This window comes from Escherichia sp. MAL-1, assembly GCF_052948035.1.
In genome coordinates this window covers 4,644,781-4,658,391 of sequence record NZ_CM129609.1, presented here as the reverse complement: position 1 = coordinate 4,658,391, position 13,611 = coordinate 4,644,781, and the positions used below count along the sequence as shown (strand labels likewise).

The 13,611-nt window shown below is 50.3% G+C and carries 11 protein-coding genes, 4 tRNA genes and 1 rRNA gene; 15 read left to right on the top strand and 1 reads right to left on the bottom strand.

Features of this window, described 5'->3' with window-relative positions:
* Positions 1-90 precede the first annotated feature (90 nt).
* The 3 genes from rrf to birA all read left to right on the top strand — a co-directional run bounded on the left by rrf (position 91) and on the right by birA (position 2,331).
* A 5S ribosomal RNA gene (rrf, locus tag ACU8XX_RS23230) occupies positions 91-206 on the top strand.
* A 134-nt stretch (positions 207-340) separates the two neighbouring features.
* Entirely contained in the window at positions 341-1,369 is a 1,029-nt protein-coding gene (gene murB, locus ACU8XX_RS23225; protein ID WP_001016666.1) for a UDP-N-acetylmuramate dehydrogenase, read from the top strand.
* Positions 1,366-2,331 (top strand): bifunctional biotin--[acetyl-CoA-carboxylase] ligase/biotin operon repressor BirA, encoded by a 966-nt coding sequence (gene birA / locus ACU8XX_RS23220; RefSeq protein ID WP_032173770.1) that lies wholly within the window; start codon positions 1,366-1,368, stop codon positions 2,329-2,331. Before murB ends, birA begins: the two co-directional genes overlap by 4 nt.
* A 28-nt stretch (positions 2,332-2,359) precedes the next feature.
* Here birA and coaA read toward each other — a convergent pair whose 3' ends face one another.
* Entirely contained in the window at positions 2,360-3,310 is a 951-nt protein-coding gene (coaA, locus tag ACU8XX_RS23215; protein ID WP_000023081.1) for a type I pantothenate kinase, read from the bottom strand.
* Positions 3,311-3,671: 361 nt separating this feature from the next.
* Between coaA and ACU8XX_RS23210 the strand changes: the two genes are divergently transcribed.
* The 12 genes from ACU8XX_RS23210 (at position 3,672) to rpoB (ending at position 13,557) form a co-directional block, all read left to right on the top strand.
* Positions 3,672-3,747 (top strand) — tRNA-Thr (locus ACU8XX_RS23210).
* 8 nt (positions 3,748-3,755) lie between these two features.
* Positions 3,756-3,840 (top strand) — tRNA-Tyr (locus ACU8XX_RS23205).
* A 116-nt stretch (positions 3,841-3,956) separates the two neighbouring features.
* Positions 3,957-4,031, top strand: a tRNA-Gly gene (locus ACU8XX_RS23200).
* A gap of 6 nt (positions 4,032-4,037) precedes the next feature.
* Positions 4,038-4,113, top strand: a tRNA-Thr gene (locus ACU8XX_RS23195).
* A gap of 114 nt (positions 4,114-4,227) precedes the next feature.
* The gene (tuf, locus tag ACU8XX_RS23190; RefSeq protein ID WP_000031784.1) at positions 4,228-5,412 is read left to right on the top strand and encodes an elongation factor Tu; all 1,185 of its coding nucleotides are present in this window, start codon (positions 4,228-4,230) and stop codon (positions 5,410-5,412) included.
* A gap of 229 nt (positions 5,413-5,641) precedes the next feature.
* Positions 5,642-6,025, top strand: a complete 384-nt coding sequence (gene secE, locus ACU8XX_RS23185) for a preprotein translocase subunit SecE (protein WP_001275702.1) — start codon at positions 5,642-5,644, stop codon at positions 6,023-6,025.
* Between the two features lies 1 nt (position 6,026).
* Complete coding sequence (gene nusG / locus ACU8XX_RS23180; protein ID WP_001287516.1) at positions 6,027-6,572, top strand: transcription termination/antitermination protein NusG; 546 nt, start codon at positions 6,027-6,029, stop codon at positions 6,570-6,572.
* Positions 6,573-6,730: 158 nt separating this feature from the next.
* Positions 6,731-7,159 carry a 50S ribosomal protein L11 gene (rplK, locus tag ACU8XX_RS23175; RefSeq protein ID WP_001085926.1) on the top strand — a complete coding sequence of 143 codons (429 nt, stop codon included), beginning with the start codon at positions 6,731-6,733 and terminating at the stop codon, positions 7,157-7,159.
* Between the two features lie 3 nt (positions 7,160-7,162).
* Positions 7,163-7,867, top strand: coding sequence for a 50S ribosomal protein L1 (rplA, locus tag ACU8XX_RS23170; RefSeq protein ID WP_001096684.1), 705 nt, complete (start codon positions 7,163-7,165; stop codon positions 7,865-7,867).
* A gap of 412 nt (positions 7,868-8,279) precedes the next feature.
* Positions 8,280-8,777 (top strand): 50S ribosomal protein L10, encoded by a 498-nt coding sequence (gene rplJ, locus ACU8XX_RS23165; RefSeq protein ID WP_001207201.1) that lies wholly within the window; start codon positions 8,280-8,282, stop codon positions 8,775-8,777.
* Positions 8,778-8,843: 66 nt separating this feature from the next.
* Positions 8,844-9,209, top strand: coding sequence for a 50S ribosomal protein L7/L12 (gene rplL, locus ACU8XX_RS23160; protein ID WP_000028878.1), 366 nt, complete (start codon positions 8,844-8,846; stop codon positions 9,207-9,209).
* 319 nt (positions 9,210-9,528) lie between these two features.
* Positions 9,529-13,557 carry a DNA-directed RNA polymerase subunit beta gene (gene rpoB, locus ACU8XX_RS23155; RefSeq protein ID WP_000263098.1) on the top strand — a complete coding sequence of 1,343 codons (4,029 nt, stop codon included), beginning with the start codon at positions 9,529-9,531 and terminating at the stop codon, positions 13,555-13,557.
* Positions 13,558-13,611 lie beyond the last annotated feature (54 nt).

Here is a 13,611-nt window from a genome sequence, read left to right as displayed (position 1 = left end):
CGCCGAAGATGTTTTGGCGGATGAGAGAAGATTTTCAGCCTGATACAGATTAAATCAGAACGCAGAAGCGGTCTGATAAAACAGAATTTGCCTGGCGGCCTTAGCGCGGTGGTCCCACCTGACCCCATGCCGAACTCAGAAGTGAAACGCCGTAGCGCCGATGGTAGTGTGGGGTCTCCCCATGCGAGAGTAGGGAACTGCCAGGCATCAAATTAAGCAGAAGGCCATCCTGACGGATGGCCTTTTTGCGTTTCTACAAACTCTTCCTGTCGTCATATCTACAAGCCATCCCCCCACAGATACGGTAAACTAGCCTCGTTTTTGCATCAGGAAAGCAGCTATGAACCACTCCTTAAAACCCTGGAACACATTTGGCATTGATCATAATGCTCAGCACATTGTATGTGCCGAAGACGAACAACAATTACTCAATGCCTGGCAGCATGCAACCGCAGAAGGACAACCCGTTCTTATTCTGGGTGAAGGAAGTAATGTACTTTTTCTGGAAGACTATCGCGGCACGGTGATCATCAACCGGATCAAAGGTATCGAAATTCATGATGAACCTGATGCGTGGTATTTACATGTAGGAGCCGGAGAAAACTGGCATCGCCTGGTAAAATACACTTTGCAGGAAGGTATGCCTGGTCTGGAAAATCTGGCATTAATTCCTGGTTGTGTCGGCTCATCACCTATCCAGAATATTGGTGCTTATGGCGTAGAATTACAGCGAGTTTGCGCTTATGTTGATTGTGTTGAACTGGCGACAGGCAAGCAAGTGCGCTTAACTGCCAAAGAGTGCCGTTTTGGCTATCGCGACAGTATTTTTAAACATGAATACCAGGATCGCTTCGCCATTGTAGCCGTAGGTCTGCGTCTGCCAAAAGAGTGGCAACCTGTACTAACGTATGGTGACTTAACTCGTCTGGATCCTACAACAGTAACGCCACAGCAAGTATTTAATGCGGTGTGTCATATGCGCACCACCAAACTCCCTGATCCAAAAGTGAATGGCAATGCCGGTAGTTTCTTCAAAAACCCTGTTGTATCTGCCGAAACGGCTGAAGCATTACTGTCACAATTTCCAACAGCACCAAATTACCCCCAGGCGGATGGTTCAGTAAAACTGGCAGCAGGTTGGCTTATTGATCAGTGCCAGCTAAAAGGGATGCAAATGGGTGGGGCTGCGGTGCACCGTCAACAGGCGTTAGTTCTCATTAATGAAGACAATGCAAAAAGCGAAGATGTGGTGCAACTGGCACACCATGTAAGACAAAAAGTGGGTGAAAAATTTAATGTCTGGCTTGAGCCTGAAGTCCGCTTTATTGGTGCATCAGGTGAAGTGAGCGCAGTGGAGACAATTTCATGAAGGATAACACCGTGCCACTGAAATTGATTGCCCTGTTAGCGAACGGTGAATTTCACTCTGGCGAGCAGTTGGGTGAAACGCTGGGAATGAGCCGGGCGGCTATTAATAAACACATTCAGACACTGCGTGACTGGGGCGTTGATGTCTTTACCGTTCCGGGTAAAGGATACAGCCTGCCTGGGCCCATCCAGTTACTTAATGCTGAACAGATATTGGGTCAGCTGGATGGCGGTAGTGTAGCCGTGCTGCCAGTTATTGACTCCACGAATCAGTACCTTCTTGATCGTATCGGAGAGCTTAAATCGGGCGATGCCTGTGTTGCAGAATACCAGCAGGCTGGCCGTGGTCGCCGGGGGCGGAAATGGTTTTCGCCTTTTGGCGCAAACTTATATTTGTCGATGTTCTGGCGTCTGGAACAAGGCCCGGCGGCGGCGATTGGTTTAAGTCTGGTTATCGGTATCGTGATGGCGGAAGTATTACGCAAGCTGGGAGCAGATAAAGTTCGTGTCAAATGGCCTAATGACCTCTATCTGCAGGATCGCAAGCTGGCAGGCATTCTTGTGGAGCTGACTGGCAAAACTGGCGATGCGGCGCAAATAGTCATTGGAGCCGGGATCAACATGGCAATGCGCCGTGTTGAAGAGAGTGTCGTTAATCAGGGGTGGATCACGCTGCAGGAAGCGGGGATCAATCTCGATCGTAATACGTTGGCGGCCATGCTAATACGTGAATTACGTGCTGCGTTGGAACTCTTCGAACAAGAAGGATTGGCACCTTATCTGTCGCGCTGGGAAAAGCTGGATAATTTTATTAATCGCCCAGTGAAACTTATCATTGGTGATAAAGAAATATTTGGCATTTCACGCGGAATAGACAAACAGGGGGCTTTATTACTTGAGCAGGATGGAATAATAAAACCCTGGATGGGCGGTGAAATATCCCTGCGTAGTGCAGAAAAATAAGAAAGGGGAGTATTCGCTCCCCTGCAAATTATTTGCGTAGTCTGACCTCTTCTACCGCATGATTAGCACTTTTCGTCAGGATTAAACTGGCGCGCTCACGAGTAGGTAGAATATTTTGCTTTAAGTTCAGCCAGTTGATCTCTTTCCACAATGTCATGGCAGTCTTAATCGCTTCTTCTTTAGTTAATTTCGCGTAGTTATGAAAATAGGAATCCGGGTCGGTAAAAGCCCCTTCGCGGAATTTCAGAAAACGGTTGATATACCACGTCTGAAGTAAGTCTTCCGGTGCATCAACATATATCGAAAAATCGACAAAATCAGAAACAAATACATGATGTGGATCGTGTGGATAATCCATCCCGCTCTGTAAGACATTTAACCCTTCAAGAATTAAAATATCAGGCTGAACAACCGTTTTATCTCCATCCGGGATCACATCATAAATAAGATGCGAGTAAACAGGGGCTGTAACGTTTGGCACGCCGGATTTGAGATCGGAAACAAACTTCACCAGGCGATGCATATCATACGATTCCGGGAAGCCTTTCTTCTTCATCAGACCACGTTCTTTCAGAACCTGATTAGGGTGAAGGAAGCCATCTGTAGTGATCAGTTCAACACGACGATGTTCCGGCCAACGGCTTAATAGCGCCTGCAATACACGGGCGGTTGTACTTTTCCCCACCGCGACACTGCCAGCAATACTGATAATGTAAGGAATGCGTTGCCCGTTAGTACCAAGAAACTGTTCCAGAACTGCCTGACGGCGCAGATTCGAGCTTATATAGAAGTTCAGCAAACGTGACAAAGGTAAATAGATCTCGGCAACTTCTTCTAACGAGAGATCTTCATTAATACCTTTGAGACGGGCGATCTCATCTTCCGATAACGTCATAGGTACGGAATCACGCAGAGCTGCCCACTGGTTGCGGTCAAACTGTAGGTAAGGCGTCATTAACGTTTGCTCTTTTATACTCATAAGCATGTTTCTGGCGGTCATAGCTCTATCGGCAAAGCGATATTTGCCATGGCGCGTCACAGTTCTGTTGAATGGGTTAATGGGCAGGAGGGTAACACCAGATGGGGAGGAATAATAAGAAAAAATCTCTGCCAGGAAGATATCGTTGAAAAGCAATGTGACAGATATTCCATCTGATAAAAAGAATTATGGTTTAGCAGGAGCGCATTGTTGAGCACAATGATGTTGAAAAAGTGTGCTAATCTGCCCTCCGTTCGGCTGTTTCTTCATCGTGTCGCATAAAATGTGACCAATAAAACAAATTATGCAATTTTTTAGTTGCATGAACTCGCATGTCTCCATAGAATGCGCGCTACTTGATGCCGACTTAGCTCAGTAGGTAGAGCAACTGACTTGTAATCAGTAGGTCACCAGTTCGATTCCGGTAGTCGGCACCATCAAGTCCGGTGGGGTTCCCGAGCGGCCAAAGGGAGCAGACTGTAAATCTGCCGTCACAGACTTCGAAGGTTCGAATCCTTCCCCCACCACCAATTTCGGCCACGCGATGGCGTAGCCCGAGACGATAAGTTCGCTTACCGGCTCGAATGAAGAGAGCTTCTCTCGATATTCAGTGCAGAATGAAAATCAGGTAGCCGAGTTCCAGGATGCGGGCATCGTATAATGGCTATTACCTCAGCCTTCCAAGCTGATGATGCGGGTTCGATTCCCGCTGCCCGCTCCAAGATGTGCTGATATAGCTCAGTTGGTAGAGCGCACCCTTGGTAAGGGTGAGGTCGGCAGTTCGAATCTGCCTATCAGCACCACTTCTTTTCTCCTCCCTGTTTTTTCCTTCTGTTTATTGCATTCAACAAGTCGGGCATGTTGCCTGGTTGATGTGGTGATATCACCGATTTATCCGTGTCTTAGAGGGACAATCGATGTCTAAAGAAAAGTTTGAACGTACAAAACCGCACGTTAACGTCGGTACTATCGGCCACGTTGACCATGGTAAAACAACGCTGACCGCTGCAATCACTACCGTACTGGCTAAAACCTACGGCGGTGCTGCTCGCGCATTCGACCAGATCGATAACGCGCCGGAAGAAAAAGCTCGTGGTATCACCATCAACACTTCTCACGTTGAATACGACACCCCGACCCGTCACTACGCACACGTAGACTGCCCGGGGCACGCCGACTATGTTAAAAACATGATCACCGGTGCTGCTCAGATGGACGGCGCGATCCTGGTAGTTGCTGCGACTGACGGCCCGATGCCGCAGACTCGTGAGCACATCCTGCTGGGTCGTCAGGTAGGCGTTCCGTACATCATCGTGTTCCTGAACAAATGCGACATGGTTGATGACGAAGAGCTGCTGGAACTGGTTGAAATGGAAGTTCGTGAACTTCTGTCTCAGTATGACTTCCCGGGCGACGACACTCCGATCGTTCGTGGTTCTGCTCTGAAAGCGCTGGAAGGCGACGCAGAGTGGGAAGCGAAAATCCTGGAACTGGCTGGCTTCCTGGATTCTTACATTCCGGAACCAGAGCGTGCGATTGACAAGCCGTTCCTGCTGCCGATCGAAGACGTATTCTCCATCTCCGGTCGTGGTACCGTTGTTACCGGTCGTGTAGAACGCGGTATCATCAAAGTTGGTGAAGAAGTTGAAATCGTTGGTATCAAAGAGACTCAGAAGTCTACCTGTACTGGCGTTGAAATGTTCCGCAAACTGCTGGACGAAGGCCGTGCTGGTGAGAACGTAGGTGTTCTGCTGCGTGGTATCAAACGTGAAGAAATCGAACGTGGTCAGGTACTGGCTAAGCCGGGCACCATCAAGCCGCACACCAAGTTCGAATCTGAAGTGTACATTCTGTCCAAAGATGAAGGCGGTCGTCATACTCCGTTCTTCAAAGGCTACCGTCCGCAGTTCTACTTCCGTACTACTGACGTGACTGGTACCATCGAACTGCCGGAAGGCGTAGAGATGGTAATGCCGGGCGACAACATCAAAATGGTTGTTACCCTGATCCACCCGATCGCGATGGACGACGGTCTGCGTTTCGCAATCCGTGAAGGCGGCCGTACCGTTGGCGCGGGCGTTGTAGCAAAAGTTCTGAGCTAATTGCCGATAACATTTGACGCAATGCGCACTAAAAGGGCATCATTTGATGCCCTTTTTGCACGCTTTCGTACCAGAACCTGGCTCATCAGTGATTTTCTTTGTCATAATCATTGCTGAGACAGGCTCTGTTGAGGGCGTATAATCCGAAAAGCTAATACGCGTTTCGATTTGGTTTGCCTCGCGATCGCGGGGTGAAAATGTTTGTAGAAAACTTCTGACAGGTTGGTTTATGAGTGCGAATACCGAAGCTCAAGGAAGCGGGCGCGGCCTGGAAGCGATGAAGTGGGTCGTTGTGGTGGCATTGCTCCTGGTGGCGATTGTCGGCAACTACCTTTATCGCGACATTATGCTGCCGCTGCGTGCGCTGGCCGTAGTAATTCTGATTGCTGCAGCGGGTGGTGTCGCGCTGTTAACGACAAAAGGTAAAGCTACCGTTGCTTTTGCCCGTGAAGCGCGTACCGAAGTCCGTAAGGTCATTTGGCCGACTCGCCAGGAAACATTGCACACCACGCTGATTGTGGCTGCGGTTACCGCAGTAATGTCACTGATCCTGTGGGGACTGGATGGTATTCTGGTTCGCCTGGTATCCTTTATCACTGGCCTGAGGTTCTGAGATGTCTGAAGCTCCTAAAAAGCGCTGGTACGTCGTTCAGGCGTTTTCCGGTTTTGAAGGCCGCGTAGCAACGTCGCTGCGTGAGCATATCAAATTACACAACATGGAAGATTTGTTTGGTGAAGTCATGGTACCAACCGAAGAAGTGGTTGAAATCCGTGGCGGTCAGCGTCGCAAAAGCGAACGTAAATTCTTCCCTGGCTACGTCCTCGTTCAGATGGTGATGAACGACGCGAGCTGGCACCTGGTGCGCAGCGTACCGCGTGTGATGGGCTTCATCGGCGGTACTTCCGATCGTCCTGCGCCAATCAGCGATAAAGAAGTCGATGCGATTATGAACCGCCTGCAGCAGGTTGGTGATAAGCCGCGTCCGAAAACGCTGTTTGAACCGGGTGAAATGGTCCGTGTTAATGATGGTCCGTTCGCTGACTTCAACGGTGTTGTTGAAGAAGTGGATTACGAGAAATCTCGTCTGAAAGTGTCTGTTTCTATCTTCGGTCGTGCGACCCCGGTAGAGCTGGACTTCAGCCAGGTTGAAAAAGCCTAACCCAGCGATCAAAAAAGCGGCGATTTAATCGTTGCACAAGGCGTGAGATTGGAATACAATTTCGCGCCTTTTGTTTTTATGGGCCTTGCCCGTAAAACGATTTTTTATATCACGGGGAGCCTCTCAGAGGCGTTATTACCCAACTTGAGGAATTTATAATGGCTAAGAAAGTACAAGCCTATGTCAAGCTGCAGGTTGCAGCTGGTATGGCTAACCCGAGTCCGCCAGTAGGTCCGGCTCTGGGTCAGCAGGGCGTAAACATCATGGAATTCTGCAAAGCGTTCAACGCAAAAACTGATTCCATCGAAAAAGGTCTGCCGATTCCGGTAGTAATCACCGTTTACGCTGACCGTTCTTTCACTTTCGTTACCAAGACCCCGCCGGCAGCAGTTCTGCTGAAAAAAGCGGCTGGTATCAAGTCTGGTTCCGGTAAGCCGAACAAAGACAAAGTGGGTAAAATTTCCCGCGCTCAGCTGCAGGAAATCGCGCAGACCAAAGCTGCCGACATGACTGGTGCCGACATTGAAGCGATGACTCGCTCCATCGAAGGTACTGCACGTTCCATGGGCCTGGTAGTGGAGGACTAAGAAATGGCTAAACTGACCAAGCGCATGCGTGTTATCCGCGAGAAAGTTGATGCAACCAAACAGTACGACATCAACGAAGCTATCGCACTGCTGAAAGAGCTGGCGACTGCTAAATTCGTAGAAAGCGTGGACGTAGCTGTTAACCTCGGCATCGACGCTCGTAAATCTGACCAGAACGTACGTGGTGCAACTGTACTGCCGCACGGTACTGGCCGTTCCGTTCGCGTAGCCGTATTTACCCAAGGTGCAAATGCTGAAGCTGCTAAAGCTGCAGGCGCAGAACTGGTAGGTATGGAAGATCTGGCTGACCAGATCAAGAAAGGCGAAATGAACTTTGACGTTGTTATTGCTTCTCCGGATGCAATGCGCGTTGTTGGCCAGCTGGGCCAGGTTCTGGGTCCGCGCGGCCTGATGCCAAACCCGAAAGTGGGTACTGTAACGCCGAACGTTGCTGAAGCGGTTAAAAACGCTAAAGCTGGCCAGGTTCGTTACCGTAACGACAAAAACGGCATCATCCACACCACCATCGGTAAAGTGGACTTTGACGCTGACAAACTGAAAGAAAACCTGGAAGCTCTGCTGGTTGCGCTGAAAAAAGCAAAACCGACTCAGGCGAAAGGCGTGTACATCAAGAAAGTTAGCATCTCCACCACCATGGGTGCAGGTGTTGCAGTTGACCAGGCTGGCCTGAGCGCTTCTGTAAACTAATGCCTTTACGTGGGCGGTGATTTTGTCTACAATCTTACCCCCACGTATAATGCTTAATGCAGACGTATATCCGAGATATTCGGGTTGTGGCAAGGCGGCAACTGAGTGAGTCGCCAGGAGCATAGCTAACTATGTGACTGGTGCGAATGAAGGAAGCCAACGTCGCCACAAGTTGAATAGCGACGGATAGAAAAGATTTGTTCGTTGGAGCCTGGCCTATCCAGGCCTCCGTCGAAGACCGCAGGAGTTTCGCAAGAAACTTAATCCCCTGCGTAGACGGTGACAGAACGCTAAGATTATTCTTTTATATTCTGGCTTGTTTCTGCTCACCGTAATTAAGACGCTCTCTCCGTTTGGAGGAGTGAAGTGAGTTCCAGAGATTTTCTCTGGCAAACATCCAGGAGCAAAGCTAATGGCTTTAAATCTTCAAGACAAACAAGCGATTGTTGCTGAAGTCAGCGAAGTAGCCAAAGGCGCGCTGTCTGCAGTAGTTGCGGATTCCCGTGGCGTAACTGTAGATAAAATGACTGAACTGCGTAAAGCAGGTCGCGAAGCTGGCGTATACATGCGTGTTGTTCGTAACACCCTGCTGCGCCGTGCTGTTGAAGGTACTCCGTTCGAGTGCCTGAAAGACGCGTTTGTTGGTCCGACCCTGATTGCATACTCTATGGAACACCCGGGCGCTGCTGCTCGTCTGTTCAAAGAGTTCGCGAAAGCGAATGCAAAATTTGAGGTCAAAGCCGCTGCCTTTGAAGGTGAGCTGATCCCGGCGTCTCAGATCGACCGCCTGGCAACTCTGCCGACCTACGAAGAAGCAATTGCACGCCTGATGGCAACCATGAAAGAAGCTTCGGCTGGCAAACTGGTTCGTACTCTGGCTGCTGTACGCGATGCGAAAGAAGCTGCTTAATCGCAGTTATCTTTTTAACGCATTCGCTTACGTATAAACTTATTCTGATATTCAGGAACAATTTAAATGTCTATCACTAAAGATCAAATCATTGAAGCAGTTGCAGCTATGTCTGTAATGGACGTTGTAGAACTGATCTCTGCAATGGAAGAAAAATTCGGTGTTTCCGCTGCTGCTGCTGTAGCTGTAGCTGCTGGCCCGGTTGAAGCTGCTGAAGAAAAAACTGAATTCGACGTAATTCTGAAAGCTGCTGGCGCTAACAAAGTTGCTGTTATCAAAGCAGTACGTGGCGCAACTGGCCTGGGTCTGAAAGAAGCTAAAGACCTGGTAGAATCTGCACCGGCTGCTCTGAAAGAAGGCGTGAGCAAAGACGACGCAGAAGCACTGAAAAAAGCTCTGGAAGAAGCTGGCGCTGAAGTTGAAGTTAAATAAGCCAACCCTTCCGGTTGCAGCCTGAGAAATCAGGCTGATGGCTGGTGACTTTTTAGTCACCAGCCTTTTTGCGCTGTAAGGCGCCAGTAGCGTTTCACACTGTTTGACTACTGCTGTGCCTTTCAATGCTTGTTTCTATCGACGACTTAATATACTGCGACAGGACGTCCGTTCTGTGTAAATCGCAATGAAATGGTTTAAGCGTGATAGCAACAGGCATTGCGGAAAGTGTTCCATTTTCCGGTCAACAAAATAGTGTTGCACAAACTGTCCGCTCAATGGACAGATGGGTCGACTTGTCAGCGAGCTGAGGAACCCTATGGTTTACTCCTATACCGAGAAAAAACGTATTCGTAAGGATTTTGGTAAACGTCCACAAGTTCTGGATGTACCTTATCTCCTTTCTATCCAGCTTGACTCGTTTCAGAAATTTATCGAGCAAGATCCTGAAGGGCAGTATGGTCTGGAAGCTGCTTTCCGTTCCGTATTCCCGATTCAGAGCTACAGCGGTAATTCCGAGCTGCAATACGTCAGCTACCGCCTTGGCGAACCGGTGTTTGACGTCCAGGAATGTCAAATCCGTGGCGTGACCTATTCCGCACCGCTGCGCGTTAAACTGCGTCTGGTGATCTATGAGCGCGAAGCGCCGGAAGGCACCGTAAAAGACATTAAAGAACAAGAAGTCTACATGGGCGAAATTCCGCTCATGACAGACAACGGTACCTTTGTTATCAACGGTACTGAGCGTGTTATCGTTTCCCAGCTGCACCGTAGTCCGGGCGTCTTCTTTGACTCCGACAAAGGTAAAACCCACTCTTCGGGTAAAGTGCTGTATAACGCGCGCATCATCCCTTACCGTGGTTCCTGGCTGGACTTCGAATTCGATCCGAAGGACAACCTGTTCGTACGTATCGACCGTCGCCGTAAACTGCCTGCGACCATCATTCTGCGCGCCCTGAACTACACCACAGAGCAGATCCTCGACCTGTTCTTTGAAAAAGTTATCTTTGAAATCCGTGATAACAAGCTGCAGATGGAACTGGTGCCGGAACGCCTGCGTGGTGAAACCGCATCTTTTGACATCGAAGCTAACGGTAAAGTGTACGTAGAAAAAGGCCGCCGTATCACTGCGCGCCACATTCGCCAGCTGGAAAAAGACGACGTCAAACTGATCGAAGTCCCGGTTGAGTACATCGCAGGTAAAGTGGTTGCTAAAGACTATATTGATGAGTCTACCGGCGAGCTGATCTGCGCAGCGAACATGGAGCTGAGCCTGGATCTGCTGGCTAAGCTGAGCCAGTCTGGTCACAAGCGTATCGAAACGCTGTTCACCAACGATCTGGATCACGGCCCATATATCTCTGAAACCTTACGTGTCGACCCAACTAACGACCGTCTGAGCGCACTGGTAGAAATCTACCGCATGATGCGCCCTGGCGAGCCGCCGACTCGTGAAGCAGCGGAAAGCCTGTTCGAGAACCTGTTCTTCTCCGAAGACCGTTATGACCTGTCTGCGGTTGGTCGTATGAAGTTCAACCGTTCTCTGCTGCGCGAAGAAATCGAAGGTTCCGGTATCCTGAGCAAAGACGACATCATTGATGTTATGAAAAAGCTCATCGATATCCGTAACGGTAAAGGCGAAGTCGATGATATCGACCACCTCGGCAACCGTCGTATCCGTTCCGTTGGCGAAATGGCGGAAAACCAGTTCCGCGTTGGCCTGGTACGTGTAGAGCGTGCGGTGAAAGAGCGTCTGTCTCTGGGCGATCTGGATACCCTGATGCCTCAGGATATGATCAACGCCAAGCCGATTTCCGCAGCAGTGAAAGAGTTCTTCGGTTCCAGCCAGCTGTCTCAGTTTATGGACCAGAACAACCCGCTGTCTGAGATTACGCACAAACGTCGTATCTCCGCACTCGGCCCAGGCGGTCTGACCCGTGAACGTGCAGGCTTCGAAGTTCGAGACGTACACCCGACTCACTACGGTCGCGTATGTCCAATCGAAACCCCTGAAGGTCCGAACATCGGTCTGATCAACTCTCTGTCCGTGTACGCACAGACTAACGAATACGGCTTCCTTGAGACTCCGTATCGTAAAGTGACCGACGGTGTTGTAACTGACGAAATTCACTACCTGTCTGCTATCGAAGAAGGCAACTACGTTATCGCCCAGGCGAACTCCAACCTGGATGAAGAAGGCCACTTCGTAGAAGACCTGGTAACTTGCCGTAGCAAAGGCGAATCCAGCTTGTTCAGCCGTGACCAGGTTGACTACATGGACGTATCCACCCAGCAGGTGGTATCCGTCGGTGCGTCCCTGATCCCGTTCCTGGAACACGATGACGCCAACCGTGCATTGATGGGTGCGAACATGCAACGTCAGGCCGTTCCGACTCTGCGTGCTGATAAGCCGCTGGTTGGTACTGGTATGGAACGTGCTGTTGCCGTTGACTCCGGTGTAACTGCGGTAGCTAAACGTGGTGGTGTCGTTCAGTACGTGGATGCTTCCCGTATCGTTATCAAAGTTAACGAAGACGAGATGTATCCGGGTGAAGCAGGTATCGACATCTACAACCTGACCAAATACACCCGTTCTAACCAGAACACCTGTATCAACCAGATGCCGTGTGTGTCTCTGGGTGAACCGGTTGAACGTGGCGACGTGCTGGCAGACGGTCCGTCCACCGACCTCGGTGAACTGGCGCTTGGTCAGAACATGCGCGTAGCGTTCATGCCGTGGAATGGTTACAACTTCGAAGACTCCATCCTCGTATCCGAGCGTGTTGTTCAGGAAGACCGTTTCACCACCATCCACATTCAGGAACTGGCGTGTGTGTCCCGTGACACCAAGCTGGGGCCAGAAGAGATCACCGCTGACATCCCGAACGTGGGTGAAGCTGCGCTCTCCAAACTGGATGAATCCGGTATTGTTTATATTGGTGCGGAAGTGACCGGTGGCGACATTCTGGTTGGTAAGGTTACGCCGAAAGGTGAAACTCAGCTGACCCCAGAAGAAAAACTGCTGCGTGCGATCTTCGGTGAGAAAGCCTCTGACGTTAAAGACTCTTCTCTGCGCGTACCAAACGGTGTATCCGGTACGGTTATCGACGTTCAGGTCTTTACTCGCGATGGCGTAGAAAAAGACAAACGTGCGCTGGAAATCGAAGAAATGCAGCTCAAACAGGCGAAGAAAGACCTGTCTGAAGAACTGCAGATCCTCGAAGCGGGTCTGTTCAGCCGTATCCGTGCTGTGCTGGTAGCCGGTGGCGTTGAAGCTGAGAAGCTCGACAAACTGCCGCGCGATCGCTGGCTGGAGCTGGGCCTGACCGACGAAGAGAAACAAAATCAGCTGGAACAGCTGGCTGAGCAGTATGACGAACTGAAACACGAGTTCGAGAAGAAACTCGAAGCGAAACGCCGCAAAATCACCCAGGGCGACGATCTGGCACCGGGCGTGCTGAAGATTGTTAAGGTATATCTGGCGGTTAAACGCCGTATCCAGCCTGGTGACAAGATGGCAGGTCGTCACGGTAACAAGGGTGTAATTTCTAAGATCAACCCGATCGAAGATATGCCTTACGATGAAAACGGTACGCCGGTAGACATCGTACTGAACCCGCTGGGCGTACCGTCTCGTATGAACATCGGTCAGATCCTCGAAACCCACCTGGGTATGGCTGCGAAAGGTATCGGCGACAAGATCAACGCCATGCTGAAACAGCAGCAAGAAGTCGCGAAACTGCGCGAATTCATCCAGCGTGCGTACGATCTGGGCGCTGACGTTCGTCAGAAAGTTGACCTGAGTACCTTCAGCGATGAAGAAGTTATGCGTCTGGCTGAAAACCTGCGCAAAGGTATGCCAATCGCAACGCCGGTGTTCGACGGTGCGAAAGAAGCAGAAATTAAAGAGCTGCTGAAACTTGGCGACCTGCCGACTTCCGGTCAGATCCGCCTGTACGACGGTCGCACTGGTGAACAGTTCGAACGCCCGGTAACCGTTGGTTACATGTACATGCTGAAACTGAACCACCTGGTCGACGACAAGATGCACGCGCGTTCCACCGGTTCTTACAGCCTGGTTACTCAGCAGCCGCTGGGTGGTAAGGCACAGTTCGGTGGTCAGCGTTTCGGGGAGATGGAAGTGTGGGCGCTGGAAGCATACGGCGCAGCATACACCCTGCAGGAAATGCTCACCGTTAAGTCTGATGACGTGAACGGTCGTACTAAGATGTATAAAAACATCGTGGACGGCAACCATCAGATGGAGCCGGGCATGCCAGAATCCTTCAACGTATTGTTGAAAGAGATTCGTTCGCTGGGTATCAACATCGAACTGGAAGACGAGTAATTCTCGCTCAAACAGGTCACTGCTGTCGGGGTAAAACCCGGCAGCGGATTGTGC

Excerpts from the sequence above, each read along its gene's own strand:
- murB (WP_001016666.1), top strand. The coding sequence starts at position 341 with ATGAACCACTCCTTAAAACCCTGGAACACATTTGGCATTGATCATAAT.
- birA (WP_032173770.1), top strand. The coding sequence starts at position 1,366 with ATGAAGGATAACACCGTGCCACTGAAATTGATTGCCCTGTTAGCGAAC.
- coaA (WP_000023081.1), bottom strand. The coding sequence starts at position 3,310 with ATGAGTATAAAAGAGCAAACGTTAATGACGCCTTACCTACAGTTTGAC.
- tuf (WP_000031784.1), top strand. The coding sequence starts at position 4,228 with ATGTCTAAAGAAAAGTTTGAACGTACAAAACCGCACGTTAACGTCGGT.
- secE (WP_001275702.1), top strand. The coding sequence starts at position 5,642 with ATGAGTGCGAATACCGAAGCTCAAGGAAGCGGGCGCGGCCTGGAAGCG.
- nusG (WP_001287516.1), top strand. The coding sequence starts at position 6,027 with ATGTCTGAAGCTCCTAAAAAGCGCTGGTACGTCGTTCAGGCGTTTTCC.
- rplK (WP_001085926.1), top strand. The coding sequence starts at position 6,731 with ATGGCTAAGAAAGTACAAGCCTATGTCAAGCTGCAGGTTGCAGCTGGT.
- rplA (WP_001096684.1), top strand. The coding sequence starts at position 7,163 with ATGGCTAAACTGACCAAGCGCATGCGTGTTATCCGCGAGAAAGTTGAT.
- rplJ (WP_001207201.1), top strand. The coding sequence starts at position 8,280 with ATGGCTTTAAATCTTCAAGACAAACAAGCGATTGTTGCTGAAGTCAGC.
- rplL (WP_000028878.1), top strand. The coding sequence starts at position 8,844 with ATGTCTATCACTAAAGATCAAATCATTGAAGCAGTTGCAGCTATGTCT.
- rpoB (WP_000263098.1), top strand. The coding sequence starts at position 9,529 with ATGGTTTACTCCTATACCGAGAAAAAACGTATTCGTAAGGATTTTGGT.